At 64.0% G+C, this 24,713-nt stretch carries 25 protein-coding genes; 13 read left to right on the forward strand and 12 right to left on the reverse strand.

Going from position 1 to position 24,713, the window contains the following annotated elements:
* Window positions 1-277 precede the first annotated feature (277 nt).
* The 3 genes from IBX18_RS06155 to IBX18_RS06165 all read right to left on the reverse strand — a co-directional run bounded on the left by IBX18_RS06155 (window position 278) and on the right by IBX18_RS06165 (window position 2,975).
* Window positions 278-1,630, reverse strand: coding sequence for a caspase family protein (locus IBX18_RS06155; protein WP_194832649.1), 1,353 nt, complete (start codon window positions 1,628-1,630; stop codon window positions 278-280).
* Between the two features lie 4 nt (window positions 1,631-1,634).
* Window positions 1,635-1,997 carry a hypothetical protein gene (locus IBX18_RS06160; RefSeq protein WP_194832650.1) on the reverse strand — a complete coding sequence of 121 codons (363 nt, stop codon included), beginning with the start codon at window positions 1,995-1,997 and terminating at the stop codon, window positions 1,635-1,637.
* A 588-nt stretch (window positions 1,998-2,585) separates the two neighbouring features.
* Window positions 2,586-2,975 carry a helix-turn-helix domain-containing protein gene (locus IBX18_RS06165; protein WP_107653666.1) on the reverse strand — a complete coding sequence of 130 codons (390 nt, stop codon included), beginning with the start codon at window positions 2,973-2,975 and terminating at the stop codon, window positions 2,586-2,588.
* 62 nt (window positions 2,976-3,037) lie between these two features.
* Here IBX18_RS06165 and IBX18_RS06170 point away from each other — a divergent pair, with 62 nt between their 5' ends.
* Window positions 3,038-3,892 (forward strand): NAD(P)H-binding protein, encoded by an 855-nt coding sequence (locus IBX18_RS06170; RefSeq protein WP_194832651.1) that lies wholly within the window; start codon window positions 3,038-3,040, stop codon window positions 3,890-3,892.
* A gap of 7 nt (window positions 3,893-3,899) precedes the next feature.
* Here the strand turns inward: IBX18_RS06170 and IBX18_RS06175 are convergent, their stop codons facing one another.
* The 3 genes from IBX18_RS06175 to IBX18_RS06185 are packed head-to-tail and all read right to left on the reverse strand — an operon-like array spanning window position 3,900 to window position 5,312.
* Entirely contained in the window at window positions 3,900-4,337 is a 438-nt protein-coding gene (locus IBX18_RS06175; protein ID WP_159080102.1) for a hypothetical protein, read from the reverse strand.
* A gap of 47 nt (window positions 4,338-4,384) precedes the next feature.
* The gene (locus IBX18_RS06180) at window positions 4,385-5,002 is read right to left on the reverse strand and encodes a carboxymuconolactone decarboxylase family protein (RefSeq protein ID WP_194832652.1); all 618 of its coding nucleotides are present in this window, start codon (window positions 5,000-5,002) and stop codon (window positions 4,385-4,387) included.
* A gap of 1 nt (window position 5,003) precedes the next feature.
* On the reverse strand, window positions 5,004-5,312 hold the full coding sequence (locus tag IBX18_RS06185) for a hypothetical protein (RefSeq protein ID WP_194832653.1): 309 nt from the start codon (window positions 5,310-5,312) through the stop codon (window positions 5,004-5,006).
* Between the two features lie 451 nt (window positions 5,313-5,763).
* On the opposite strand from IBX18_RS06185, the gene IBX18_RS06190 reads away from it, so the two are divergent.
* From IBX18_RS06190 to IBX18_RS06200, 3 genes are all read left to right on the forward strand, one after another.
* The gene (locus IBX18_RS06190; protein WP_147130179.1) at window positions 5,764-5,964 is read left to right on the forward strand and encodes a hypothetical protein; all 201 of its coding nucleotides are present in this window, start codon (window positions 5,764-5,766) and stop codon (window positions 5,962-5,964) included.
* 222 nt (window positions 5,965-6,186) lie between these two features.
* Entirely contained in the window at window positions 6,187-6,387 is a 201-nt protein-coding gene (locus IBX18_RS06195) for a hypothetical protein (RefSeq protein ID WP_107653672.1), read from the forward strand.
* A 138-nt stretch (window positions 6,388-6,525) separates the two neighbouring features.
* A complete protein-coding gene (locus tag IBX18_RS06200; protein ID WP_373889170.1) occupies window positions 6,526-6,708 on the forward strand; it encodes a hypothetical protein in 183 nt (60 codons plus the stop codon).
* A gap of 38 nt (window positions 6,709-6,746) precedes the next feature.
* On the opposite strand, the gene IBX18_RS06205 is transcribed toward IBX18_RS06200, so the two are convergent.
* Window positions 6,747-9,047, reverse strand: a complete 2,301-nt coding sequence (locus IBX18_RS06205; RefSeq protein WP_194832654.1) for an MMPL family transporter — start codon at window positions 9,045-9,047, stop codon at window positions 6,747-6,749.
* 26 nt (window positions 9,048-9,073) lie between these two features.
* On the opposite strand from IBX18_RS06205, the gene IBX18_RS06210 reads away from it, so the two are divergent.
* Window positions 9,074-9,262 (forward strand): hypothetical protein, encoded by a 189-nt coding sequence (locus tag IBX18_RS06210; RefSeq protein ID WP_194832655.1) that lies wholly within the window; start codon window positions 9,074-9,076, stop codon window positions 9,260-9,262.
* Here the strand turns inward: IBX18_RS06210 and IBX18_RS06215 are convergent.
* Window positions 9,255-11,549 (reverse strand): MMPL family transporter, encoded by a 2,295-nt coding sequence (locus IBX18_RS06215; RefSeq protein ID WP_194832656.1) that lies wholly within the window; start codon window positions 11,547-11,549, stop codon window positions 9,255-9,257. The two genes, IBX18_RS06210 and IBX18_RS06215, sit on opposite strands and share 8 nt — an antisense overlap.
* 198 nt (window positions 11,550-11,747) lie before the next feature.
* On the opposite strand from IBX18_RS06215, the gene IBX18_RS06220 reads away from it, so the two are divergent.
* The 5 genes from IBX18_RS06220 to tgt all read left to right on the forward strand — a co-directional run bounded on the left by IBX18_RS06220 (window position 11,748) and on the right by tgt (window position 18,043).
* The gene (locus IBX18_RS06220; RefSeq protein ID WP_194832657.1) at window positions 11,748-12,341 is read left to right on the forward strand and encodes a TetR/AcrR family transcriptional regulator; all 594 of its coding nucleotides are present in this window, start codon (window positions 11,748-11,750) and stop codon (window positions 12,339-12,341) included.
* A 43-nt stretch (window positions 12,342-12,384) separates the two neighbouring features.
* Window positions 12,385-12,894 (forward strand): Rrf2 family transcriptional regulator, encoded by a 510-nt coding sequence (locus IBX18_RS06225; protein WP_194832658.1) that lies wholly within the window; start codon window positions 12,385-12,387, stop codon window positions 12,892-12,894.
* 142 nt (window positions 12,895-13,036) lie between these two features.
* On the forward strand, window positions 13,037-14,770 hold the full coding sequence (locus tag IBX18_RS06230; RefSeq protein ID WP_194832659.1) for an ABC transporter ATP-binding protein: 1,734 nt from the start codon (window positions 13,037-13,039) through the stop codon (window positions 14,768-14,770).
* Window positions 14,767-16,686: an ABC transporter ATP-binding protein gene (locus IBX18_RS06235; RefSeq protein WP_194832660.1), complete on the forward strand. Its 1,920-nt coding sequence runs from the start codon at window positions 14,767-14,769 to the stop codon at window positions 16,684-16,686. Before IBX18_RS06230 ends, IBX18_RS06235 begins: the two co-directional genes overlap by 4 nt.
* Window positions 16,687-16,798: 112 nt before the next feature.
* Complete coding sequence (gene tgt, locus IBX18_RS06240) at window positions 16,799-18,043, forward strand: tRNA guanosine(34) transglycosylase Tgt (RefSeq protein ID WP_194832661.1); 1,245 nt, start codon at window positions 16,799-16,801, stop codon at window positions 18,041-18,043.
* Window positions 18,044-18,094: 51 nt separating this feature from the next.
* Here tgt and IBX18_RS06245 read toward each other — a convergent pair whose 3' ends face one another.
* Window positions 18,095-18,874 carry a queuosine precursor transporter gene (locus tag IBX18_RS06245; protein WP_194832662.1) on the reverse strand — a complete coding sequence of 260 codons (780 nt, stop codon included), beginning with the start codon at window positions 18,872-18,874 and terminating at the stop codon, window positions 18,095-18,097.
* A gap of 29 nt (window positions 18,875-18,903) precedes the next feature.
* Here IBX18_RS06245 and IBX18_RS06250 point away from each other — a divergent pair, with 29 nt between their 5' ends.
* Window positions 18,904-19,437 (forward strand): DUF4190 domain-containing protein, encoded by a 534-nt coding sequence (locus IBX18_RS06250; protein WP_194832663.1) that lies wholly within the window; start codon window positions 18,904-18,906, stop codon window positions 19,435-19,437.
* A 76-nt stretch (window positions 19,438-19,513) separates the two neighbouring features.
* On the opposite strand, the gene IBX18_RS06255 is transcribed toward IBX18_RS06250, so the two are convergent.
* From IBX18_RS06255 to IBX18_RS06265, 3 genes are read right to left on the reverse strand one after another with little or no spacing between them, the layout of a single operon-like run.
* On the reverse strand, window positions 19,514-20,227 hold the full coding sequence (locus IBX18_RS06255; RefSeq protein ID WP_194832664.1) for an RDD family protein: 714 nt from the start codon (window positions 20,225-20,227) through the stop codon (window positions 19,514-19,516).
* Between the two features lie 47 nt (window positions 20,228-20,274).
* Complete coding sequence (gene gluQRS, locus IBX18_RS06260) at window positions 20,275-21,192, reverse strand: tRNA glutamyl-Q(34) synthetase GluQRS (protein WP_194832665.1); 918 nt, start codon at window positions 21,190-21,192, stop codon at window positions 20,275-20,277.
* Window positions 21,193-21,240: 48 nt separating this feature from the next.
* Window positions 21,241-21,726: a DUF309 domain-containing protein gene (locus IBX18_RS06265; RefSeq protein ID WP_194832666.1), complete on the reverse strand. Its 486-nt coding sequence runs from the start codon at window positions 21,724-21,726 to the stop codon at window positions 21,241-21,243.
* 423 nt (window positions 21,727-22,149) lie between these two features.
* On the opposite strand from IBX18_RS06265, the gene IBX18_RS06270 reads away from it, so the two are divergent.
* Together IBX18_RS06270 and IBX18_RS06275 are read left to right on the forward strand one after the other, a co-directional pair.
* A complete protein-coding gene (locus tag IBX18_RS06270; RefSeq protein ID WP_194832667.1) occupies window positions 22,150-22,359 on the forward strand; it encodes a DUF397 domain-containing protein in 210 nt (69 codons plus the stop codon).
* 456 nt (window positions 22,360-22,815) lie between these two features.
* Window positions 22,816-24,561, forward strand: coding sequence for an ATP-binding protein (locus IBX18_RS06275; RefSeq protein WP_194832668.1), 1,746 nt, complete (start codon window positions 22,816-22,818; stop codon window positions 24,559-24,561).
* Window positions 24,562-24,713 lie beyond the last annotated feature (152 nt).

Below are 24,713 nucleotides of genomic sequence, written 5' to 3' on the forward strand. Positions count from 1 at the left end.
CCGTATACGGAGGGACCAACCGAGTGATGCGATGCGAGCCTGAAAGGCAGCCTGGGGGTGGGCGGCCCTGGTAGGAGCGAAATATCAGCCAGGCGCAAGAAATCAAATAAATCTTGCACCGGACGTTCAATATTCTTGCGCGGCAGTCGGTCGCCTGAACGAGGCATGTTTAACTATTCGTATTACTATTGAACGCACGGTCAAGATCGGCTCGCGCATAGACTAGACACCACAAGCAGCAAGTCCTGAAGACTAGTTTGAAGTTTCGTAGGCCCGTCTATTCGGGGTCGAATCCCTCGGTTGGATCTATCTGCTTAAACACCAACATTCGCTTCAGCATCAAGGGGTCACCGGGATTATTCTTCTGACGCTCTTCCAAGTCGCCCATTACCTCATCCCAGAAGTTTCTGAGATCGATTGGCCGCGCCAATCGGAAGGAAACCAGCGAGTACATCATTGTTGAGGCTTCTTGAAGATGTGTGCGCAGTTTATCCTGAGCCGTCCACATCAGGATGGCTCGCCGATGTTCGATGGATAAGCCAGCAAGATTGATTGTCATTCCATCAGCTAAGGCTAGTTCAAGTCCTTCGAAATCCAATTGCCTGCGCAAAAGTTCGTAACTGACAACAATCGACTTGGTAATATCGATCAGATTCTCATGTGCGATCCTGGCTGCATCCTCAAGTGTCGCCATAGCAACCTTTAGAGCGTCCTCATGCCTGTCTTGTTCTCGGGTTTGGATTCGCGTTGATTGACTTTGATCAGATGACACTACTGTCGGAGCGCTTTCCAGCACTGCGGAGGAGCCGCCTACGGCAGGATTGGGAAACAACGGCAGCTGAGTTAAATTACCGGCCTTCTGATCTGGCGCGTGCATCTCCGGGTATGGCGCGTCTTCGTAGGCTGACAGAACCTCACGAGTAAGGTGGCACACTCGGTCGAGACTCATTGGCCCCGGGGTGTCTGGATCCCCATTCTCAAGGACTTGGAGAAGTGCATTTCCGAACAGAGTCGAGTACCCGGCCTTCTCCAGCCGTGCCGGATTGCGCGCGCTCGTGGCACACAGTAGCGCAACTCCACTCCTGTCTTCTCCGGCAATTTCGGATTCGAGTCTCTGCTGCGCGATTTGCTGTATGTCGCTCTGAAAATACTTGAAGGCTGTACCCGCGAAACATGCGTCAAGGATTACGAACCGCGAACTTCGAGGGGCGCAGGTTCGGAGCGTGTGAGCAATATCTGCAACACGAAGGCTGGATGCAGCGAGCAGCGGCTCATGGGTGTCCCGTAGTAGCAAATGGTAAGCCTGATCGCTTCCCAGTAAAGTGCCATGGCCGACGTAAACAAAAAATACTGTTGACCCGACACCATGGGGAGTGCCAAAGTGGTCGAATCTCTCTCGAAGAAATTCTGCTACTTGATCAAGCTGAGAGATCGAATTATCGGAGGAATTGAATAACCACAGAACGTTCTCGTCAGAGAGTTCAAGCCCAGTCGCGCCTGTCAGGTAGCCACGGACGCGGTTCGCAGTATTTGCGAACGCTTGACTTGAGCTGAATTGGGCCAGTCTAGGCCACTCGCTTGCGCCGCAGATTACCGCTAGCGGATACTTCCTATCCGAAGGAGTATCCATGTGGCTATGACTGCTCTCCATCAAAGAATTTGCGGATCAGCACTTCGGTTTGCTGCCTTCCAAGACGTCCATTAACAGTAACCTCGATTTTCTTCCCGTCGCCATCTGTGCGTCGCATAACCAGCTTGGCATCCGACCTTCGAGCCAACCACTTCGATATGCCATTTGCCAGCGAGATGGCAGCCGGAGCGCTCAAGATGACGGCAAGGGTGGCTCCGAAATCCTGATTCAGTGGGTCTTCTCGAATGCGCGTAATTGTGGCATCGGGAAGTTCCTCTTGCAGGCTTTCCGCGAAATCGTGCGCAAGTACGTCGGTCACCGTGGCCTCTGTCGGGAGAAGCGTGAAGGTGAACTGCTGTTCCGTCATGAAGGTCCTTCGGGGCGGTGGTTGCTGCCGTTGCTAGGTGCCGAGCCTAGCGCCGGATGGGTTGCGTGCCATGCATTTAGGGTGCGTGTGCGGCCGTTGGACTAGCCGACGCGATAGCCCAAGTGACCGGCGTGAGGCGAGGTCCCAGGAAGCCGCAACCACTGTCCTCACCCCGTGCTCCGATGTGGGGCGAGAGGCGGCAAAAGGACCCTTTGGAAGCTGTCGACACAGAGTCCTCTACCAACTGAAGCGGGCCGGGCGGGAGGGGCATGGATGGGCAGGTCAGCCGAGCGCGCGCCGCCGTCGATGCAGCCATGCTGCGCGGATCGACACTCAACAGGTTCGTGCAGCTTGCGGCGATAGTCCGCAGGATTGCTGACAAGAATCTGACAAGGAATGTCGGTCGAAGGCCGGTCTTGGCCATAGATGCGAGTGGATGAGATTCCGGCGCTAGCAGGTCTCTTGCGTCGTTAACCCTGGTCGTGGTAGCGGGGTGACGGAGAGTTCAAATCCCTCCGCCACCGCCAAAGAGCCCTTCATCTGCACGAGCAGGTGAAGGGCTTTTTTTCTATGCTGATCGACTACATCTTATGGCGACGATTCCGACTGGAACTGGACTATGGCTGCGGCGTTGACGCTGACCCAGGACAGTAGGCCGTGTAATTGTTCGGCCACTTCCTTGCCCATCGGGGTGAGGGCGTAGGTGACCTGGGGTGGGGTGGTGGGTTCTACGGTGCGGTCGACCAGGCCGTAATTGGTGAAGGTGCGCAGGTTTTGGGAGAGCATCTTTTCGCTGATGCCACCGATGTTGTCGCGCAGGGCGTGGAAGCGCATCGGTCCGCAGCGCAGAGCCGAGAGGATGAGGACTCCCCAGCGGCTGGTCAGCTTGTCGAGGACGGTGCGGGCAGGGCAGTCGCTGTCGAATACGTCACGCTGGGCAGCGGGTGGCAGCTTGCTGTTCTGGAAACCTACGTCCACGGTATGAGCTTACTTCGAGGTAGGGCCTTACCTGAAGTTAGCTTCCTTCGTATCGTGAGCGCATGGCTCAACCGAACAGAATTCTGGTGATCGGCGCGACCGGTCATGTTGGCGGACAAGTGGTTTCGCAGCTGGCGGAGACCGGGGTGCAGGTGCGCGCATTGGTTCGCCGACCTGAAGCGGCTTCGTTGCCTGCGGACGTCGAAATCGCGCCCGGCGACCTGGCCGCGCCGGAGACGCTGGCCCGCGCGCTCGACGGCGTGGACGCGGTGTACATGACTTGGCCCACTTTGCCTGCCGCCGTAGCGAACTCGGCGGTTCAGGTGATCGCCGAGCACGCGGATCGTATTGTCCTGCTGTCTTCTGGCGCGGTCCGTGACGACATCGATGAGCAGGACAACCCGATCGGCGCGGCGCACGCGGCCGTCGAGCGGCCGATCGTCGAGTCCGGACTGGCGTGGACCTTCCTGCGGCCACACGGTTTCGCGACGAACACGCTGGAATGGGCACCGCAGATCCGCGCGGGCAATATCGTGCGCGGCGCCTACGGTGCGGCATCGATGACGTTGCTGCACGAGGCGGATATTGCCGCCGTTGCCGTTCGCGCGCTGACCACCGACGGGCACGCGGGTGCGAAATACGAACTGACCGGGCCGATTTCGCTGAGCAGGGTCGAACAGGTAGCCGCTATCGGCGCGGCACTGGGCCGCCCACTGGAATGGGAGGAACTCCCGCCGGAGCAGGCCGCACAGCACATGACCTGGCTCCCAGCGGAATACGCCGATTTTGTGCTGTCCGGGCTGGCAGCAATGGTCGACGCACCCGGACAGCCGACCTCGACGGTTCAGGAAGTCACCGGATCGCCGGCCCGCGGTTACCAGCAGTGGGCAGCCGACCACGCCGCGGACTTCGCCTGACGAACGGCTAACCGATCCGCACGCAGGAACTGCCGGTGTCGAGCCCGCTGCCGACGACCTCGACCGTGATGAACTTCGTCGAGGTGTACTTCCCCGGTTCGCTCTGGATGCCGATCAGATTCTGCGAACCGACCCTGGTCGGCGTCCAGGTGGCGGTGACGGTGTTGTTCTCCGGATGGTGCACGACCTCGCCGGGGATCCGTTCACCGTTACCGGGGATCACGCCGCCGGCGAGCATGAAGAACACCGAGCCGGGCGGGATCACCGCATCGGTGACGGCGGCCGTCACGGTGTAGCGGCAGCCGGTCAGCAGCCCCTCGGCCCCGACGGCGGCGCTGACGGAGACCACGTCGGCGTTGGCCGGCGGACCGACGGTGGCGGCGGTGACGGTGAGGGCTGCGAAGACCGCGGCGCTCACGAGGGTTCGGGGGAAGGACCTGCTCATCGTGCTACCTCCTGGACAGGTGGGGTATGCCGGGCGAGCTGCGAGGGTCAAGTGCCGCGTGACAAGAGCGTAATCGGTGGCGGCATCCGGTACCCGAAACTCTTGATGAATCGTGCGCCGACCTTGGCTTCTTCGGGCTCCAGCGGGCCGGCGCCGACCATGTTCATCATGCGGGTGGTCACGCCGAAGGTGGTACCCACCCACACGGCCTCCTCGAATGCTTCGGCGGAGACGCCCGCTTGCCGCACCTTGTCCGCGTCGCCGGGGGTGAGTCCGTCGGGGTCGCGGGCCAGCTTCTCCAGGAATTCGAGCATCGCCCGTGCCTCGGGCCGCAGCGGCGAATCGTCACCGGCGGCCAAGGCCAGGCGCACGACGTTGCTGTCCACGTAGGCGCTGGCAATCGCGTGATGGGCCGACGCGCAGAAGGGACACTCGTTGATCTGCGCCGTGCCGGTGGCGAAGATCTCGCGTTCGCCCTCGGTCCAGAACGAGGGTCCGCGCATGGCCTGATGCGTGAGGTCGGACAGGGGCGTCCCTAGAAAGCGATGCCGGTAGCACATCACCTTCAGCACGGCGGGCACGTCCCCTCTGGTGAAACGCCGCATCATGGCGAACATCCACCGGGTCGGCCGGTCATGTCCGGATTCGACTGCAGTGAGCCACATTTCAGAGTCCTTCCCAGGCGCGGCGGGCGGCCCGCAGACGCCGGTCGGCCGCCCCGTACGCCGCGAGGGCGGCTGCTTCGAAGATTTCGTCGTCGCTGTGACCCGCCGCTGTCAGCCCGGCGACGGTCGCTGCGGTAACCCGGGAGGAGCGCTGCGCGACCAGATCGGTGAAGGCGGCGAGCTCGGCGGAAATGCCGTCACCCTCCGTCGAATCGGTTGCGCGCCCGCGTATCTGCCGCCGCACCTCGCTCGGTAGCCGTCCGGGCGCGGACTCGAGATGTTCGCCTAACCGCTGCCACTGCTGGTTCATCGACCGCTCCATCGACACATCATCCCTCGCTCGGCGTGCCGACGGTCCACTATCGGAAGGCTAGGCGGGCCAAGCTCATTCGTCCTTCGGCTCGCAGCATTGCGGTGCGCCGGTCTAGGTCGACACCGAAGGATAGTGCGCCTTCCGCGTTTCCTCCGCAGCATCGACACCGTTCACGGTGGTCACCATCCCAGCAGCCCTCGGTCTGGGCTCTGCGGTGGTGGTGCGGCGTCTCCGTCTCCATCCGTTTGATCGGGTCGAAGTGCCGCGCCGCCGTCCATAACCCCCTGACCAGGGACGACACGCCGACTCGCGCGCCGACGAGCAATAGTTCACCCGCAACGGATATTCCGCGCGAACCGGGGTATACGCCGGATAGCTAAACGCGGGAAGGACGTGGTGGCCCATGCGCCGTCGAACAGTCCGCTCGAGACCGATGAGCGAGAGAAACATGAGAATCGGAAGCATTATTGTCCTGGTCTGGTTGCTGATCGGCGTGATCGCCGCAGCCCAGCGCGACTACTTCGACAGTGGCCCGGTGAACTGTGCCGGTACCGGCACCATCATCGTCACTGTGATCGCAGGCCCGCTCAACTACATGGGTGTGAACCCCAAGGTCGACGATTGCAATGTCCCGCAACCGAGTCCGTAGTCGCCAGACCCGGTGATCGCGGATAGCGCACCGGCCCAACCCATTCGGTGACCTCGCGCCCGGCAGTGGGCGCGAGGTCCGCCGCATGCGACCGCGCAGAGGTTCCACCGTGTCGGTCCTCCGCATCGCAGGCGGCGCGCAGGGTCCCTCGCTGCGTTCGGCGCGTCGCGTTCCGCGCCACATAATGAGCTTGCTCAAAGGACGCCGACAAACGAGGCAGCGATGCGACTTGGCAGTTTGATTGTCGTGCTCTGGCTGGTGGTCGGCGTGATCGCCGCGGGCCAGCGCGACTACTTCGACAGCGGTCCGATCAATTGCGCCGGATTCGGCAATACCGCGCTCACCGTCCTCGCCGGCCCGCTGAATTATGTGGGCGTGAACCCGAAGGTCGCCGACTGCAACGTGCCGCAGCCGAGCCCGTAGGGGATAAACCGTGCTCAGACGGGTATTCCCAGGTGGGGAGCACGGAAAGGGAGCGACGACATGCGCGACCACGAGATTCGCGACCGCGGTGTGCGCGGTCGAGCAGTGCGCCGTACAGGTACCCGGTTCTTCAGCTTTCTGTTGCTGATCTGGTTGGCCGTCGGCTTGCTCGCCGCCGGTCAGCGTCACTATTTCGACAGCAGTCCGACCAATTGCGCGGGTTGGGGCACGATCGCTGTCACGGCGATCGCGGGCCCGCTCAACTACATGGGTGTGAACCCGAAGGTCGACGACTGCACATTGCCGCAGCCGAGCCAATAAACGACCTCGCCCCCACCGAGCGGTGGGGGCGAGTGTCATCAACCGACGTCAGCGGATTGCCGCGCCTGGCCCGGCGTCGGCTGTCCACGCAATGCGAACAACTTGGCGCCCTCCACATCGATATCCGGCACGATCTTGTCCAGCCACCGCGGCATCCACCATGCCCACTTGCCCATCAGCGCGAGCAGCGACGGGATCAGCAGCATGCGCACCAGGAAGGCATCGAACAGCACGCCGGCCGCCAGCGCGAAACCCATCATCTTCGCGGTGACATCGGACTCCAGCAGGAACGAGCCGAACACCGAGATCATGATGATGGCCGCGGAGGTGACCACCCGGGCGCCGTGGTGATAGCCGCTGATCATCGCCTCCTTCGGCGGTTTACCGTGCACGTATTCCTCACGCATCCGGGTCACCAAGAACACCTGGTAGTCCATCGCGAGCCCGAACACCAAGCCGATCAACATGATCGGCAGGAAGCTGACGATCGCCCGCGGATCCTGGATCAACCCGAGCTTGCCCTCCTGGAAGATCAGCACCGTCGCGCCGAAGGTCGCCGCCATGGAGAGCAGGAAGCCGAGCGCACCGGTGAGCGGCACCAGGATGGATCGGAAGACCAGGATCAGCAGAATGAACGCGGCGCCCGCGACGATCGCCATGTACGGCACGATCTTGCTGAGCAGCACATGGTCGATGTCCGCGTAGATGGCGGTGGTGCCGGTGATGCCGTATTCCATCCCGGACTCCGCTTCGAGCCGCCCCTCGGCGTTGCGGGCGTCGCGGACCAGATCCTTGGTGGATTGATCGTTCGGGCCTGATTTCGGCACGCCGTTGATGACGGCGCCGAGCCCGTCCTGGCTCAGGCGCGGCTCGGTCACGTAGTCCATGTCCGGGTAGGACGCCAGCTCGTCCCGCAGGGAATTCAGGGCTGCGGTGCGTTTCTCGGCCGGTACGGCAGTGAGATCGACGGCTACTTGCAGCACGCCGTTGCTACCCTCGCCGAACCCGGCCGTGCGCAGCTCATAGGCCTTTCGGACGGTGGAGGTCTTAGGCATGCTGTCCTCGCCGGGCAGCCCGAGGTTCATATTGGCGGCGGGCAGCGCGAGCAAACCGAGCACGACAACGCTGAGGATCAGTGCGACAGCAGGCGCCTTGCCGATCGCCTGGGCCACCCGCATGCCATTGGTGACCGAGCTGTCGTCCTCCGGATCGTGCTGCGCGATGACCGGCAGTTTCGGCTTGAACAGGAACCGCCCGAACGCGCCGAGCAGCGCGGGCATCAGTGTGATCGCGGTGAGCACCGCGAACGCCGCGGCGACCGCGCCACCCAGACCCATGAAGGTGAGGAACCGAACGCCGACGATGCTGAGCCCGACCAGCGCGATGATCACGGTGAGACCGGCGAACACCACCGCCGAGCCCGCCGTGCCGAGCGCGGTTCCCGCCGCTTCGTCCGGTGAGTCCTGTACGGCCAGTTCATGTTTGTAGCGCGAGACGATGAACAGCGCGTAGTCGATGGACAGCGCGATGCCGATCATCGAGGCGAGGAACGTGGTGAAGCTGGGGATGGACAGGAACGAGGTGCCGAGGAAGATCAGCGAGGTGGCCGCACTCAGCCCGACGATCGCGGTGATGATCGGCACGAACGCGGCGACGATCGCGCCGAACGCCACGATCATCACGATCAGCGCGACGGCCATGCCGATCATCTCGGACTTACCGCTGGGCGCCTGCTGTTCCATCGCGATGGTGCCGCTCAGCTCGACCGACAGTCCCGCACCGCGCGCCTGGTCGGCCGCGTCGTAGGCGGCCTTGCGATTGTCGGCGGTGACATCGGTGAAGTTCTTGATCCCGAACGGCACAGAGAAGAACGCGACGGTATCGCGCTCGGTCTTGTTGAGCACGTTCAACGGTGCGCCGCTGCATTTCGAGGCGTCCGGGTCGGGGACGAGGCAGCCCATCTCCTCGGTCGCGGTGATCGGGTTGGGGATCGGCTTGCTGTGGTCGACGATGTCGAGCTGGTTCAGCTTCTCGATCAGCGCGTCGATCGCCTGCCGGTTGACCGGATCGGTGAGCTTCTGCCCCGCGGGCGCGCCGAGCACGTAGGTCCCCGTGACGGCGTCGAATTTGAACGCCTCGGACATGCCGGGGAAGTGCTTGTCCAGGATCTGCGTCGCGCGCTCCGACGGCAGGTTGGGCATGCTGAAGCCGTCGCTCATCGGCTCTTTCAGCTGTGTTCCCAGCGCACCGAGAACCAGGAAGCCGACGATCCAGATGGGCAGCACTATCCACTTGTGGCGGAAGGCGAATTTTCCCCATCGGTACAGGTACACGGACACAGGGTTCTCCTCGCGGTGATCGAGTCGTGCCGGATCGAGCGACAAAACGCGCGCGGGCCGACTGCACCCGCCGGGGAACTACCGAGCTGGAGGCCGAACTGCTACTGAGTCTGCTGCGGACGGCGCACAAGATCAAGAACCGACTCCGGATACGACTCGGCCCCGCACCCGAGAACGGGTGCGGGGCCGAGAGGTTCTACCGGGTGATCAGCTGACGCCGACCGGCTCCTTCACCGTGTCCGCCGAGCGCTGCTGCAGTTCACGCAGCTTCGCGCCCTCGACGTCGATGTCGGGCAGGATCCGGTCCAGCCACTGCGGAATCCACCACGACCACTTGCCCATCAGGATCAGCAGCGACGGGATCAGCACCATCCGGACGATGAACGCGTCGAACAGCACACCGGCCGCCAGCGCGAAGCCGAACGACTTCGCCGTCACGTCGGTCTCCATCAGGAACGAGCCGAACACCGAGATCATGATGATGGCCGCGGAGGTCACCACGCGAGCGCCGTGGTGATAACCGGCGACGACCGCGTCCTTGGGCGACTTGCCGTTGACGAACTCCTCGCGCATCCGGGTCACCAGGAACACCTGGTAGTCCATCGCGAGGCCGAACACCAAGCCGATCAACATGATCGGCAGGAAGCTGACCAGTGGATGCGGGTCCTCGATCAGCCCGAACTTGCCCTCCTGGAAGATCAGCACGGTCGCGCCGAACGTCGCCGCCATGGAGAGCAGGAAGCCCAAGGCCGCGGTCAGCGGCACCAGGATCGAGCGGAACACCAGAATCAGCAGGACGAACGCGGCACCGGCGACGATCGCCAGGTACGGCACGATCTTGCCGAGCAGCACGTTGTCCACGTCGGCATAGATGGCGGTGGTGCCGGTGATGCCGTATTCCATGCCGAACTCGGCCTTCAGCTGACCTTCCGCGTCGCGGGCGTCGCTGACCAGGTCCTTGGTGGCCTGGTTGTTCGGACCCGACTTCGGCACGCCGTCGAGCAGCACGCCCTGCTTGTCCTCGCTCCACTGCGGCTCGGTCACGTAGTCCATGCCGGGGTAGGCGGACAGCTTGTCGCGCAAGGCCTTGACCGCGTTGTCCCGGTTCTCCGCAGGCACCTTCGACAGGTCGGCCACCACGTTCAGCACGCCGTTGCTGCCCTCACCGAACCCCTCGGTGCGCAGCTCGTAGGCCTTGCGAATGGTGGAGGTCTTCGGCTGGCTGTCGTCGCCGGGCAGGCCGAGGTTCAGTCCGGCCGCGGGCGCGGCCAGCGCGCCGAGCACCACGACGCTGAGGATCAGCGCGACCCACGGCGCCTTGCCGATCAGCTTGCCGAAGCGCATGCCGTTGGTGACCGAGTTGTCGTCCTCCGGGTCGTGCTTGGCGACCAGCGGCAGCTTCGGCTTGAACAGGAACCGGCCGAACGCGCCGAGCAGCGCGGGCATCAGCGTGACCGCGGTGAGTACCGCGAATCCGGCGGCGATCGCGCCGCCCAGCCCCATGAAGGTCATGAACTGCACGCCGACGATGCTGAGCCCGCCGAGCGCGATGATCACGGTCAGACCGGCGAACACCACCGCGGACCCGGCCGTGCCGAGCGCCATACCGGCCGCTTCCTCCGGCGAATCCTGCACTGCCAGTTCATGTTTGTAGCGCGAGACGATGAACAGCGCGTAGTCGATGGACAACGCGATACCGATCATCGAGGCGAGGAAGGTGGTGAAGCTCGGCACCTCGATCACCGAGGTACCCAGCATGATCAGCGAGGTGGCCGCACCGAGGCCGACGATCGCGGTGACGATCGGCACGAAGGCGGCGACGATCGCGCCGAACGCCACGATCATCACGACCAGCGCGACGCCCATGCCGATCAGCTCGGACTTGCCGCTCGGCGCCTCCTGCTTCATCGCGATCGAGCCGCTCATCTCGACGGTCAGCCCGGCGTTGCGCGCGTCGGCGGCGACCGCGTAGGCCGCGTCGCGCTGCTCGTCGGTGACGTCGGTGAACTTCTTGATGGCGAACGGCACGTTCAGCACCGCGACCGAGTCGGGCACGGTCTTGCTCAGTACGTTCAGCGGCGCGCCACTGCACGATCCCGGATCGGGATTGGCCAGACAGCCCATCTTGTCGGCCGCTTCGACCGGGTTCACGATCGGCTTGCTGTGGTCGACGATGTCGAGTGCGCCGAGCTTGGCGATGAAGGCGTCCAGGGCCGTCCGGTTCACCTGGTCGGTGAGCTTTTGGCCGGCCGGCGCGCCGATCACATAGGTGCCGGTGACGGCGTCGAACTTGAATGCCTCGGAGGCGCCGGGAAAGTGCTGGTCGAGAATGTCGTTGGCGCGGGCCGACGGCAGGTCCGGCATGCTGAAGTCGTTGGTCATCGGCTTGCTGAGCTGTGCGCCGAGGCCGCCGAGGAGCAGGAACAGCACGAGCCAGGCGGGCAGTACTATCCACTTTCTTCGGAAAGCGAACTTTCCCCATCGGTACAGATAAACGGACACGAAGGATCTCCTAGCGATAGCTGGGTGCGTGCTGATTAAGCCGTAGACAGCACTCGCGGGATGCCCTGCATGCCCCCGCCTCCACTGGCGCTTTCTGCCTACCGTGCGGTAGGTAGACTATCGAGGTCTAAGCGGAGGCACAACCTCAATTTCGCGGGCATCGTTAGCTCGGCGCACGAATGGTGAGAGGATCACTTGATGGCCGCTCGTTCCGTCCCCGCCACCGTTGCCGCTGGTCGGGGCACTAAATCCGCGATACGCGACGCCGCGGTGAAGCTGTTCGGTGACAAAGGATTCGAGCAGACCAGCCTGCGCGAGGTCGCCGATGCGGTGGGAATCACAAAGGCGTCGCTCTACTATCACTACGCTTCGAAGCTCGATCTGCTGCACGCGATCATCGATCCGATCATCGATCACCTGCGTTCGGTGGTCGTCGATCTGGACCGGACGCCCCGCGACGCGGACGGCATTCGCTACGTGCTGCGCAGCTATCTGCGCGGCATGGTGCACCACCGCGACGCGGGGGCGCTGGTGCTGCGCGACACCGTGACGATCGTCAACGCGATGGCCGACCGGCATCCCGATCTCGTCGACGACGACCAGACCCTGCGCGAATGGCTGGCCGGCCCGGACGCCACCGATGAAGCCAAGCTGCGCGCCAGCGCCGCGCTCGCGATGCTCGGCGTCGCGCTGATGTCCAAGGAGTTCGCACCCGGCGCCGACGACGCGCTGGTGGAAGCCACGCTGCTCGATGCGGCGACCTGCGTGCTGACTTCGCTGCGTAGCGCGTAGATTGCAGCTACTCGTCGGACCACCGCCAACGCCAGGAGACGCTGTGCACATCACCGCGAAGGTCGACTACGCGGTGCGGACGCTGCTCGAAATCGCCCGCGCACCGCGGTTGAATCAGGTCCCGAGCGGCCCGGTCGTGCAGGCGGCGCCGGTCGTCAAGGCCGACGCCATCGCGACCGCGCAGCGCATCCCGCCGAAGGTGCTCGAGACCGTGCTCGGCGATCTGCGCCGCGCCGATCTGGTGATCAGCAGGCGCGGGCCCGACGGTGGTTACTGGCTGGCCCGCCCGGCGTCGGAGATCTCCATCGCCGATGTGATCAGGGCGATCGAGGGCCCGCTCGCCTCGGTGCGCGGCGAGCGCCCCGAGGATGTGACGTATTCGGGTGCGGCCGAATCGCTGCAACGGGTCTGGATCGCCTTACGGGTGAATATTCGTGCGGTACTGGAGAACGTGTCGATCGATGAGGTCGCCGACGATCGGCTGCCCGAGTTCGTCGACGCGCTCACCAACGACCCGGGTGCGTGGGCGCGCCGAGAGCATCCGCTGAATTAGGTCGGCGATCGACAAAACGCACCGGATGATCAGCTGCCAGGGCCGCGCGATTAATGGGTAAGCGCCTCTACTGGAGGGTATTGATGCTGGTCAGAAATGTCTACGACGCCCGTCACCGGTTGCCGGTAGCCTGCGATCCATCATGCTGATTCGACTACTGCGCACCTATCTGCACCCCTACCGCGCCCAGCTGGCCGGGGTCGTTGTGTTGCAGTTGATCTCGGTGATCGCCATGTTGTATCTGCCGAGTCTCAACGCCGACCTCATCGACAACGGCGTCACCAAGGGCGATATCGGATACATCTGGAGCACCGGCCTGTGGATGCTCGCGGTCACCGGCGTGCAGATCGTCGCCTCGGGCTGCTCGGTGTACCTCGGGGCGCAGGCGGCCATGGGCGCGGGCCGCGATATGCGCGGCGCACTGCTGCATCGGGTCGGCACCTTCTCCGCGCGCGAGGTCGGCATGTTCGGCGCACCCTCGCTGATCACCCGCAATACCAACGACATTCAGCAGGTGCAGCTGCTCATCGCGATGTCGGCGACCATCCTGGTGATGGCGCCGATCATGTGCGTCGGCGGCATCGTCATGGCGTTGCGTGAAGACCTCGGCCTGTCCTGGTTGCTGTTGATCGCGGTGCCGGCGCTCGGCCTGTCGATGGCTTTCATCATCAGCAAGATGGTGCCCGGGTTCCGGGACATGCAGACCAGGATCGACGAGGTGAATCGGGTGCTGCGCGAGCAGATCACCGGCATCCGCGTCGTGCGGGCCTTCGTCCGGGAACGCCAGGAGACCTGGCGCTTCGGCGTCGCCAACTCCGAACTGACCGATACCGCGCTGCGCGTCGGCAGGCTGATGGCGCTGATGTTCCCGCTGGTCATGCTGATCAGCAATGTCACCGCCGTCGCGGTGATCTGGTTCGGCGGGCACGCCGTCGACGCGGGCACCATGCAGATCGGCTCGCTCACCGCGTTGCTCTCCTACATCATGCAGATCCTGATGGCGGTGATGATGGCCTCGTTCCTGGCCATGATGGCGCCGCGCGCCGCGGTCTCCGCCGACCGGATCGGCGAGGTGCTCGAGACCGAGTCGTCGGTCGTCCCGCCGCCGCTGCCGCAACCGTTCCAGGGCGACCCGGCGGATGTCGACTTCCAGTTCGCCGAGTTCGCGTTCCCCGGCGCCGAGAAGCCTGTGCTGAAAGCCATTCGGTTCCAAGTGAAGCCGGGAACCACCACCGCCATCGTCGGTGCCACCGGTTCGGGCAAGACCACGCTGCTCAACCTCATTCCGCGGCTGATGGACGTCACCGACGGCGCGGTCTACCTCGGCGGCACCGATGTCCGGCACATCGACCTCGAACTGCTGCGCGCGCAGATCGGCCTGATCCCGCAGAAGGCTTATCTGTTCTCCGGGACGGTGGCCAGCAACCTGCGCTACGGCAATCCGGACGCCACCGACGCGGACCTGTGGCGCTGTCTGGAGATCGCGCAGGCCGCCGACTTCGTGCGCGCGATGCCGCAGGGCTTGGACACTCCGGTCGCCCAGGGTGGCACGACGGTCTCCGGTGGTCAGCGCCAGCGGCTCGCCATCGCGCGGGCCCTGGTCAAGCAGCCCCGGGTCTATCTGTTCGACGACTCCTTCTCCGCGCTGGACGTGGCGACCGACGCCCGCTTGCGGGACGCGTTGCGGCCGGCGACCAGGGATTGCGCGATGATCATTGTGGCGCAACGGATTACCACGATTCGTGACGCGGACCAGATCGTGGTGCTGGAGGACGGCGAGATGGCCGGGGTCGGTACGCACGAGCAATTGATGCGCGACTGCAAGGAATACCAAGAGATCGTGTCGTCCCAGCTGAGCGCGGAAGAGGTGCGATGAGGCCAGGAATGCCGGCCCCCGGTGCGCCGGACGCCAAGCCGAAGTCGTTCGGACCGTCGCTGAAGCGGCTGCTGCGCAGGCTCGCGCCGGAACGCATGTTCGTCTGGCTCGTCGTGGCGCTCGCCATCGTCTCGGTGGTGCTGAACACCCTCGGTCCGTACCTGCTCGGTAAGGCGACCAACATCGTCTTCGACGGTGTGGTCGGCAAGCAGCTGGATGTGCCCGCGGGGACCACCAAGGAGCAGGCGGTCGAGTACCTGCGGGCCAAGGGCGACAACACCTTTGCCGACATGCTCAGCGCCATGCACGTGGTGCCCGGGGTCGGCGTCGACTTCGACGCGGTCGGCCGGGTGCTGCTGCTGGTGCTCGCCCTCTACCTCGGCGCGTCGGTGTTCGGCTGGTTGCAGGCCTATCTGCTCAACCTGGTGATCAACCGGACGGTCAAGCGGCTGCGCAGCGACATCGAGGACAAGATCCATCGACTTCCGTTGCGCTACTTCGACTCTCAACCGCGCGGCGACGTGCTGAGCCGGGTCACCAACGACGTCGACAACGTCGCGCAGAGCCTGCAGCAGACGATGAGCCAGTTGATCGTCTCGGTGTTCACGGTGCTCGGCATCCTGGTCATGATGTTCTGGATCTCGCCGCTGCTGGCGCTGATCGCCCTGCTCACCGTGCCCGCCGCCGTGTACGTCACCGCGCTGATCGCCAAGCGCTCCAAGCCGCACTTCGTGGCCCAGTGGAAGAACACCGGTTTGGTGAACGCGCAGGTCGAGGAGGCCTACACCGGGCACGAGATCGTCACCGCGTTCGGCCGTAACCGCGAGGTCGGCGCGGAGTTCGACAAGCGCAACGAGGAGCTGTACCAGTCGAGTTTCAAGGCACAGTTCATCTCCGGGCTGATCATGCCCGCGATCATGTTCCTCGGGAACGTGAACTTCGTGCTGGTGGCGCTGGTCGGCGGCCTGCGGGTCGCGACGGGCCAGCTCTCGCTAGGCGACGTGCAGGCCTTCATCCAGTACTCGCGTCAGTTCAGCCAGCCGCTCACCCAGATCGGCGCGATGGCGAACCTGCTGCAGTCCGGCGTCGCCTCGGCCGAGCGGATCTTCGAGATCCTCGACGCCGAGGAGCAGAGCCCCGACCCGGCGGTGGCCGACACCCGCCCGGTCGACCGCGGGCAGGTCGAGTTCGAAGGCATCTCGTTCCGCTATGAACCGGAGCAGCCGGTGATCGAACGGCTGTCGTTGCTCGCCGAACCCGGCCATGTGGTCGCCATCGTCGGCCCGACCGGCGCGGGCAAGACCACGCTGGTGAATCTGCTGATGCGGTTCTACGAACTGGACTCCGGCGCGATCACCATCGACGGCGTCGACATCACCCGGATCAGCCGCGACCACCTGCGTTCGCGCATCGGCATGGTGCTGCAGGACACCTGGCTGTTCAAGGGGACCATCCGGGAGAACATCGCCTACGGCAACCCGAACGCCGGTGAAGCGGACATCCTCGAAGCCGCGCGGGCCGCGTACGTGGACCGTTTCGTGCACGCGCTGCCCGACGGCTACGACACCGTGATCGATGAGGAGGGCTCCGGCGTCAGCGCCGGCGAGAAGCAGCTGATCACCATTGCCAGGGCGTTCCTGGCGAAACCGTCCATCCTGATCCTGGACGAGGCGACCAGTTCGGTGGACACCCGCACCGAACTGCTGGTGCAGCACGCGACCGCGGCCCTGCGCCGTGACCGCACCAGCTTCGTCATCGCGCACCGCCTGTCCACCATCCGCGACGCCGACCTGATCGTTGTCATGGAGGCGGGCCGCATCGTCGAACACGGCACCCACGAACGCCTGCTGGCGGAACGCGGCGCCTACTACCGCCTCTACAACGCGCAGTTCGCGGCGGCAGCGGCCGAGGTGTAGCTGGATCGAGAACGCCCGGCTCGTGGAGTTGTCGCCCAGGTCGAGAACGCTCGGTTCACCGGCTTGGGTTGCCTCGGTGCGGGGCGGGTCGCGGACCTGGGAGGATGGCCGAGTGGTTGGACCCGGATCTTTTTCGTTCGCTGTTCGTAAGCGCCTGGAAGCGCGGCACGGCCGATCGGGCGTGATCAGCACGCCGCACGGCGATATCGCCACCCCCGCGTTCATCCCCGTCGGCACCAAGGCGACGGTGAAGGCGGTGCTGCCGGAGACGATGAAAGAGATCGGCGCGCAGGCTCTGCTGGCCAACGCCTACCACCTCTATCTACAGCCCGGGTCCGACATCGTGGACGAGGCGGGCGGGCTCGGCAAGTTCATGAACTGGCCGGGGCCCACCTTCACCGACAGCGGCGGCTTCCAGGTGATGTCGCTGGGCGTCGGTTTCAAGAAGGTGCTCGCGATGGAAGCGGTCGATGTCCGCAGCGATGATGTGATCGCGAAGGGTAAGGAGCGACTGGCCACCGTCGACGACGACGGCGTCACCTTCCGCTCGCACCTCGACGGCTCGACGCATCGGTTCACCCCCGAGGTGTCGATGGGTATCCAGCATCAGCTCGGCGCCGACATCATGTTCGCCTTCGACGAGCTCACCACTCTGCTCAATACCCGTGGCTATCAAGAGAAGTCGTTGCAGCGCACGCACGAGTGGGCGCAGCGCTGCCTCGACGAGCACGAGCGACTGACCGCGGCCCGCACGCACCGCCCGTACCAGGCGCTGTTCGGTGTGATCCAGGGCGCGCAGTACGAAGACCTGCGGCGCAAGGCCTGTCGCGGCCTGGAATCATTGCGCGGCAGCGCGGGAACGGGTTTCGACGGTTACGGCATCGGCGGCGCGCTGGAGAAGCACAACCTCGGCACCATCGTCGGCTGGTGCTGCGACGAACTGCCCGAGGACAAGCCGAGGCACATGCTCGGCATCAGCGAGCCGGAGGACATCTTCACCGCCGTGGAGAACGGCGCGGACACCTTCGACTGTGTGAACCCGTCCCGGGTTGCGCGCAATGCCGCCATCTATGTCGCCGAGGGCCGATTCAACATCAACACCAGTCGTTTCCGGCGTGACTTCACGCCCATCGACGAGACCTGCGACTGCTACACCTGCGCCAATTACACCCGCGCCTACCTGCACCATCTCTTCAAGGCCAAGGAGATCCTGGCCGCCACCCTGTGCACCATTCACAACGAGCGCTACACGATTCGGCTGGTCGACCGGATCCGCGAGAGCATCGAGGGCGGCTACTTCGACGAGCACAAGGCCGAGACACTCGGTCGCTGGAAGGGCCGCATCCCGACGCCGTAGACCGGCGGCCCCGGACTCCACGGCGTGCAGTCCGGTGGCCGCCAACGTCTTTCAGCTTTGTAGTGCGGGTTCTTTGCGCGGTGCGTAGGTCGGCTCGTTCTTCTTGAGCCAGGCGATCACCCGATAGGTGATCGGCAGCACGAGGATCTCCGCGAGCGTCTTCCACAGGAAGCCGACGATCACGTAGTTCACGAACTGGCTCCACGAGTCGATGCCGATGGCGGTGGCCGCGATCGAACAGAAGATCAGCGTGTCACCGAACTCGCCGACCACGGTGGAGCCGATCAGTCGCGCCCACAGGTGCTTTTCCTTGGTGCGTTCCTTGATCAGTACCAGCGTCGCGGAGTTCAGCATCTCGCCGACGAAGTAACCGGCCAGGCCCGCGGCCACCAGCTGCGGCGTGCTGCCGATGACGGTGCGGAACGCGTCCTGATTCTCGTAGAACCCGGCGGCCGGCAACTCGATCGCGATCTTGAAGCACACCACCGTCAGCAGCAGGACGGCGAAGCCGTAGTAGATGGCCCGGCGGGCGGACCGGAAGCCGTAGATCTCGCTCAGCACATCGCCGAGGATGTAGGCGAGGGGAAAGAGGAAGAAGGCGCCGTCGGTACTGATCGGCAGCAGCTCCACCGGTCCGATCTTCACCGACTGATCGGTGAAGAACTGCACGCCCTTGGTCGCGCAGATATTGGAGATGATCAGCGTCGCCGTGAACAACGCCACGATCGGTGTGTAGTACCCCCGCGCCACCTGGGCGAATGCCGCATGTGCCGGCGCGGGGTGCCCAGGTTCCGGGGCTTCGGGTTTATTCGGCTCACTCACCCGCATCATCCAACCAGGTTGTGGAATACCCTGTAGCAATGACGAATCCCGGCGATTCCGACGAATGGTGGAAGCAGTACGGCGGCCAAGGCGTATCGCCGGAATCCGGTGCTCCGAGCTCTGTTCCGCAATACCCGAACGCTGACCAGCCCTCGGGGTACCCGTCGACGCCGCAATACCCGCAACAGCCCGCCCAGCCGATGACGCCCCCGCCGCAACAGCAGTACCCGGGCTACCAGCAGCAACCGTACGGCCAACCGCAGCAGCCCTACGGTCAGCAGCCGAACTACGGTTATCAGCCCGCCTACCAGCCCTACGGCATGCCGCCGCAGCAGGGCACCAACGGTATGGCGATCGGCGCGCTGATCTCCTCGCTGGCCGGGTTCGTCACCTGTGGCCTCGGCTCGATCATCGGCATCATCCTCGGTGTCATCGCCTTGAACCAGGTCAAGCAGTCCGGCCAGGAAGGCCGCGGCATGGCGCTCGCGGGCGTCTGGATCGGCGTCGGCTCCATCGTGCTCGGCATCCTGTGGTTCGTCGTCGCGTTCGTAGCCGGATTCAGCGGCATGTAGCAGCCGCCCGCCGAAAACGTCAGGGGCGCACCCGGAAACGGGTGCGCCCCTGCGCGTATGTGTCAGCCGTTCGACGTCAGGACTTGACGACCTGGGTGCCGCCGGCGAACTTGTCGTGCCAACCCTGCTTGTTCGGGTCCTGCGAGATGGTGACCATGATGTAGATCGCCAGACCCAGCGAGACCAGGCCGCCGACGCACGGAATGATGTTCGCCGCGACGAACAGGTTGCGCTTCAGCGAGGTGACCGGGTCGATCTTGGCCGCGCCGCCGGGGGCGAGCACCTTCAGACCGAGCACCTTCTTGCCGAGGGTGGTCCCCTGCGAGGTCTCCATGCCGACGAAGTAGCCGAGCTGAACCAAGGTCCAGACCAGGCCGAGGCCGATGGTCAGGCCCATGCTGTTCTTGACCAGCATGTAGAGGATGAAATAAGGGATCATCAGGATGAGCGCGTCGATGACGCGCGCACCGATGCGGGTGCCGAGGTCACCCGGCTGCCCACCGTAGTTGTTGAAACCGCCCGGCTGCTGCGGGTACTGACCGTAGGCGTCCTGCGGCTGCTGCCCGTACTGCGGCGCCTGGCCGTACTGCGGCTGCTGCCCGTACTGCGGCGGCTGCTGACCGTACTGGGGCTGCTGGCCGTACTGCTGGCCGCCCTGGGGGAACTGTTGGCCGCCCTGCGGATACTGCTGACCGCCTTGCGGATGTTGCTGGCCGCCTTGCGGGTACGGCTGCCCATACGGCTGCCCGCCCTGCGGATATTGGTTGGGGTCGTACCCACCGCTTGTCATAGTTGTTTGTCCTCGTCGAGTGATCAGTAGTTGGACGAATGCGTACGTTACGGACATCGACTGCGTTGCAACAACCCATTCCCGTCGAGTATCCACGGTTCGCGTGGCAGATGTGCCGGGTCGAAACTGTCGAGGAGCTCCGCCGACGACGTTGCTGCGTAGCCCAATGATCGGGCCATCGCGGCCACTACCTGGTCGGGCGTGTTGCCGAGCGCGAGTTGATCGGACAGCGTGACCGCACCGTCGCGCTTGGCCAAGCGCTGCCCTTCGGTGTTGAGTACCAGTGGAACGTGGGCGTAGTGCGGCACCGGCAGATCGAGCAGCGTCGCGAGATAGGCCTGCCGTGGCGTGGACGGCAACAGATCGTCGCCGCGCACCACCTGGTCGATGCCCTGCGCCGAGTCGTCGACCACCACCGCGAGGTTGTAAGCAGGAATGCCGTCTCCGCGCCGCAGCACCACGTCGTCCACCGGGGCGCGATAGCGGCCGTGCAGGTCGTCGACGATCTCGAATTCGGTTGCCGCCGCGCGTAAGCGCAGCGCGGCCGGGCGGCCTTCGTCACGAAACCTGGTGCGCGCCTGCTCGGTCAGGGTGCGGCAGGTGCCGGGGTAGGCGCCCAGCGGACCGTGCGGTGCCGTCGCCGCCTGCTGGATTTCCCTTCGCGTGCAGAAGCATTCGTAGGTGAGCCCGGCGGCGATGAGCCGGTCGATGGCGGCCTGGTAATACGGCAGCCGCTCGGACTGCCGGACCACGGGACCATCCCAGTCGAGCCCGATCGCGGCCAGATCGTCGAGCTGGCGCTGCTCGGCACCCGGGCGGACGCGATCGAGATCCTCGACCCGGATCAGGAAGCGCCGGCCGGTCGAGCGCGCGAACGCCCACGCGAGCAGGGCCGTGCGCAGATTGCCGACGTGCAGGTCCCCGGAGGGGCTCGGCGCGTACCGGCCCGCACCCGGCTCAGGCACGGGCCCGGCTGGTACGGCATGACGTGGACACGATGCCCATCGTAGATATCAGCCGCGCAGGCGCGGCGTCAGCTCCGTCGGCGAGATCGGGGTGCCCGCGTCCAGGGCGTCGAGCAGTGCCTGCGCGTGCGCGATCAGACCCGCGCGGTCGATGCCGTAGGGCACGTCCGCGTCGTCCGCCGGGTGAAACTCGGTGAGCCGGGTGATCGCGCGGGTGAGCAGCGTGCGCGCGCCCTTCGCATTACCACGCTGGATGTGTGTGACACCGACAGCGAGCTGGGCCAGCGCCTGCCACAGCATCCGTTCGGCGAACGGGCCGTTCTTCCACGCCGCCTCTAATACCTCGTGCGCGTTGAATGCCAAACCATCGTCCAGCAGTTGCTGAGCGAAGGTCAGGGTTTGCTGCGGCGGCAGGTCCAGATCGTCGGGAATTCGGGCAACTCCGACACTGCCGGGTGGAAGCGGACGGCCCAATCGATCACGCGGACGTGAGTTGAGGGCGCGACCTGCGTCGTCGCGATCGCGGTCAACCATGACTTCCATCATGCACTGCCCCCGGCGATGGCGTCGATGTGCCAGTGTCCGAAGGCGGAAATGATGACGGATCACAGAGCAATCACATAGGCCGTAACGTTTGCGGATGACCGATCAGAGGAATGGTCTATGCCCATGGGCAATGTTCCCGCAACATTTTGTCTTCGCAAACTTGGCATTTGCGATGGCCTAATAGCCAAGAGCTGGGCAAACTTTCAATAGACCTGCTAAGGTCTGAGTTGCGGGGGCAGCCCTCAAAAGTGGTGTTTGCACCTAGTGGTGCAGGGTGATGATGTCGCGCCGTAGAAACCGCGTGCTAACGCTATGCAGAGAACGCATGCGGTGGTCCCCGCGGGTGTTCGGTGCGAGCGGAACCATGTCAGGTAAATTCGCGTTCTCGACGCAGGCAAAGGAGCTAGTGCCGTGAAAGTTGATCTGACGGACGCTGTTTGGCGTAAGAGTACCTTTAGCGGACCCGACGGAGCCTGTGTAGAAGTAGCCTTCCTAAAGGAAGGCAATGTGGCTGTTCGGGACACCAAGGCGCAGAAGCGCGGCCCGGTACTTGCCTTCACCCCACACGAGTGGGACGTGTTCCTTAGCGGGATATTGGCAGGAAACTTCAGGCACATCTGAACTTTCAGCCGCACATACCTCGGGTCGATTGCGACTCGAGGTAGCCGCGTTGTTCATGTCTCGCACACCGATTCGTCTCGATCCGGAACTGGGTCGGGTGCGTATCCGGTATCTTCCCAGTATGGGTGGGAGACTTGCGCTCGTTGTCGGTTCCGAGTGCAAAGTGCTTGGTGAGTTGGGTTTTCCGTTGCAGTTGGCCACTGATCTTCATTCGCGGTTGACTACGTTGGGTGGCTGGGACTCTGCTCGCTTGGATGATGGACCGCTCCTGAATCCAACGTCGCGAGAGTTGGTAGCGGAAGTTAAAGCCGCGTTCGCCCTGGCTGCCCGGCGGCAGGCCGCGCTGCTACTCAGCTTTGTCGGCCACGGCGTGGCGACGGGGGGTGGCAACTTTTTCTGCTTGCGCATGACTCCCCCCAGCACCCGGAGTCGGATACTGCCCTCCACGTCATCCAAGTGATCAGTGAACAGCTGGACAGGTATGCCCTTGATGGATTGATCGTGCTGATCGATGCCTGTGAGACGCAGGAGAGTCTGAGTGGTGCCGCCCGGCATTTAACCGATCGAATCGAGTTGGCCGCGCGACGGATCGAATTACTGATAGCGACTGGTAACGATGCCGCGTACGGGGGGTGCTTCACCCGGACCACGTTGGCGGTCTTCGATCAAGGTTTGCCCCTGCGTGGGGAGAATCTCATGCCTGTAGATTTGCTCGATCCGTTGGAAGTCGAGTGTGCGCGTCAGATGCCCGGGCATCTGGGCATCGCGCATGGCGGCGACCCAGGCTTGTGGTTGGTTCCCAACGCGGCGCGGCGCAATGACGCGGTGTGGGGCAGGCCCACAGCGGGTTTCGTAGACCAACTCACGAACGGCTTACTGATCACAGAAACCTTGCGTCGCCGGCTCGCGGAGGTCTTGAACGACAATTCCAGCCGGTTGCGCAGGGTAGTCGGTCCGGCCGGTTCCGGCAAGTCTACGCTGATGTCGTTGCTGATCCGGCCCAACCTACTTGCGCGAGCGAGGTTCACGTCCGAGTACGTCGCTGCAGCAGCGTTTGTCTCAGCAGCCAGCTCGATCGAATCGCTGGCCCGAGAGTTGTCTGACCAACTGTGTCGTCGAGTGGACGGCTTCGCGCCCATCGCTACGGCCGTCGCCGATGCCAGTGGAGACAATTCCGCTGCTGATCTGTTCGATCTATTGGTGCTCACGCCGCTTGCGCGGCTCGAAACAGCATGGGAGCCAATCAATCTGGTAATCGACGGCATTGATCAGGCTGAGCCTGGCGTCCGACAGCTGATCGTAACTGCGATCGCGGACCTAGCGGGTCGTTCTGATCTGACACATGTCAGAGTCATTGTTGGGATTCGTTCAGGGACGGGTATCGATGATCTCGCCACTTTTGCAGGGATGCATCGCATCGAGCTGCCTCCGCCCACGGTTGAAGAGCTTGCCAGAGCAGTTGCAAATCGTGGGCTAGCGAGTGATTCAGCGTGGGAGCAATCTGTCGGCCAGCTGCTGCGACAGACGGAAGCAGGAGGTTGGCTGCTCGCTCGATTGTTGACCGAGATAACTGACGACCGAGCCTGCAAGGCCGCGGCTGACGGTGGTCTGGACGAGCTGGTCAAGGAGCGGATCCGGTATGCGCTCGGCACAGCCGCCCCTGCACCGAACGATTCGATGGCGGCAGTGTTAGCTGTTTTGGCGGCGGCGGGATCGGGTCCGATAATGCCCATCGAGCTGTTGCGTGACGCTGTAGTCGTGCTTGGCCACCACCTATCCATCAGGGAAGTTCGCGACGTTGTGGTGGCGCTTGGGGCGCTGATCAGTCGGGGCAACTCAGGTACTCGGCAAGAGATGTTGGGAATGACGCACCAAGATTTCGTGTCCCCAACGCAGGATGAAGCCGACCGACTCGGAGTGCCCGTTGTTGAGGCGCATCGCGCGATCTCCACCGCGATCTCGGGAGCGGATGGAGACCGCACGGTCGAATATGCCCGGGCAGCTGGCGTACGCCATCATTTGACCTGTGGAGACTCTACGGCCGCCGTGCAATTGCTTGCGGCTTCCGAGACTGTCCGGGCAGCAGACAACCGCGACATGTGGGCCGCTTGGCTGCCTCTCTTCGTAGAAACCCTGGGCTCGGTACATCCCGATTGCCGCACAGCACGGTTCCATCTCGCCCACTGGTTAGGTGAAACCTGAACCGTCACGGGTAAGGGACCGGCTTTGGGCTGTCCTGATCTTCTGTCCGCTGGGTTGTGAGATTCCTACCCGTGGAAGGATCTCCGCCCGTGCCGATGATGTACTCACCGCAATTTCGTGAGCGAGCTGTCGCCTTGATCATCGATGAAGGT

This window comes from Nocardia sp. XZ_19_369 (assembly GCF_015355715.1).
Taxonomy (GTDB): Bacteria; Actinomycetota; Actinomycetes; order Mycobacteriales; family Mycobacteriaceae; genus Nocardia.

Bases quoted from the DNA above. Each gene is read 5' to 3' on its own strand.
- IBX18_RS06155 (WP_194832649.1), bottom strand. From the start codon at position 1,630: ATGGATACTCCTTCGGATAGGAAGTATCCGCTAGCGGTAATCTGCGGC.
- IBX18_RS06160 (WP_194832650.1), bottom strand. From the start codon at position 1,997: ATGACGGAACAGCAGTTCACCTTCACGCTTCTCCCGACAGAGGCCACG.
- IBX18_RS06170 (WP_194832651.1), top strand. From the start codon at position 3,038: ATGGCTCAACCGAACAGAATTCTGGTGATCGGCGCGACCGGTCATGTT.
- IBX18_RS06175 (WP_159080102.1), bottom strand. From the start codon at position 4,337: ATGAGCAGGTCCTTCCCCCGAACCCTCGTGAGCGCCGCGGTCTTCGCA.
- IBX18_RS06180 (WP_194832652.1), bottom strand. From the start codon at position 5,002: ATGTGGCTCACTGCAGTCGAATCCGGACATGACCGGCCGACCCGGTGG.
- IBX18_RS06185 (WP_194832653.1), bottom strand. From the start codon at position 5,312: ATGAACCAGCAGTGGCAGCGGTTAGGCGAACATCTCGAGTCCGCGCCC.
- IBX18_RS06190 (WP_147130179.1), top strand. From the start codon at position 5,764: ATGAGAATCGGAAGCATTATTGTCCTGGTCTGGTTGCTGATCGGCGTG.
- IBX18_RS06195 (WP_107653672.1), top strand. From the start codon at position 6,187: ATGCGACTTGGCAGTTTGATTGTCGTGCTCTGGCTGGTGGTCGGCGTG.
- IBX18_RS06220 (WP_194832657.1), top strand. From the start codon at position 11,748: ATGGCCGCTCGTTCCGTCCCCGCCACCGTTGCCGCTGGTCGGGGCACT.
- IBX18_RS06230 (WP_194832659.1), top strand. From the start codon at position 13,037: ATGCTGATTCGACTACTGCGCACCTATCTGCACCCCTACCGCGCCCAG.
- IBX18_RS06235 (WP_194832660.1), top strand. From the start codon at position 14,767: ATGAGGCCAGGAATGCCGGCCCCCGGTGCGCCGGACGCCAAGCCGAAG.
- IBX18_RS06245 (WP_194832662.1), bottom strand. From the start codon at position 18,874: ATGATGCGGGTGAGTGAGCCGAATAAACCCGAAGCCCCGGAACCTGGG.
- IBX18_RS06250 (WP_194832663.1), top strand. From the start codon at position 18,904: ATGACGAATCCCGGCGATTCCGACGAATGGTGGAAGCAGTACGGCGGC.
- IBX18_RS06255 (WP_194832664.1), bottom strand. From the start codon at position 20,227: ATGACAAGCGGTGGGTACGACCCCAACCAATATCCGCAGGGCGGGCAG.
- IBX18_RS06265 (WP_194832666.1), bottom strand. From the start codon at position 21,726: ATGGTTGACCGCGATCGCGACGACGCAGGTCGCGCCCTCAACTCACGT.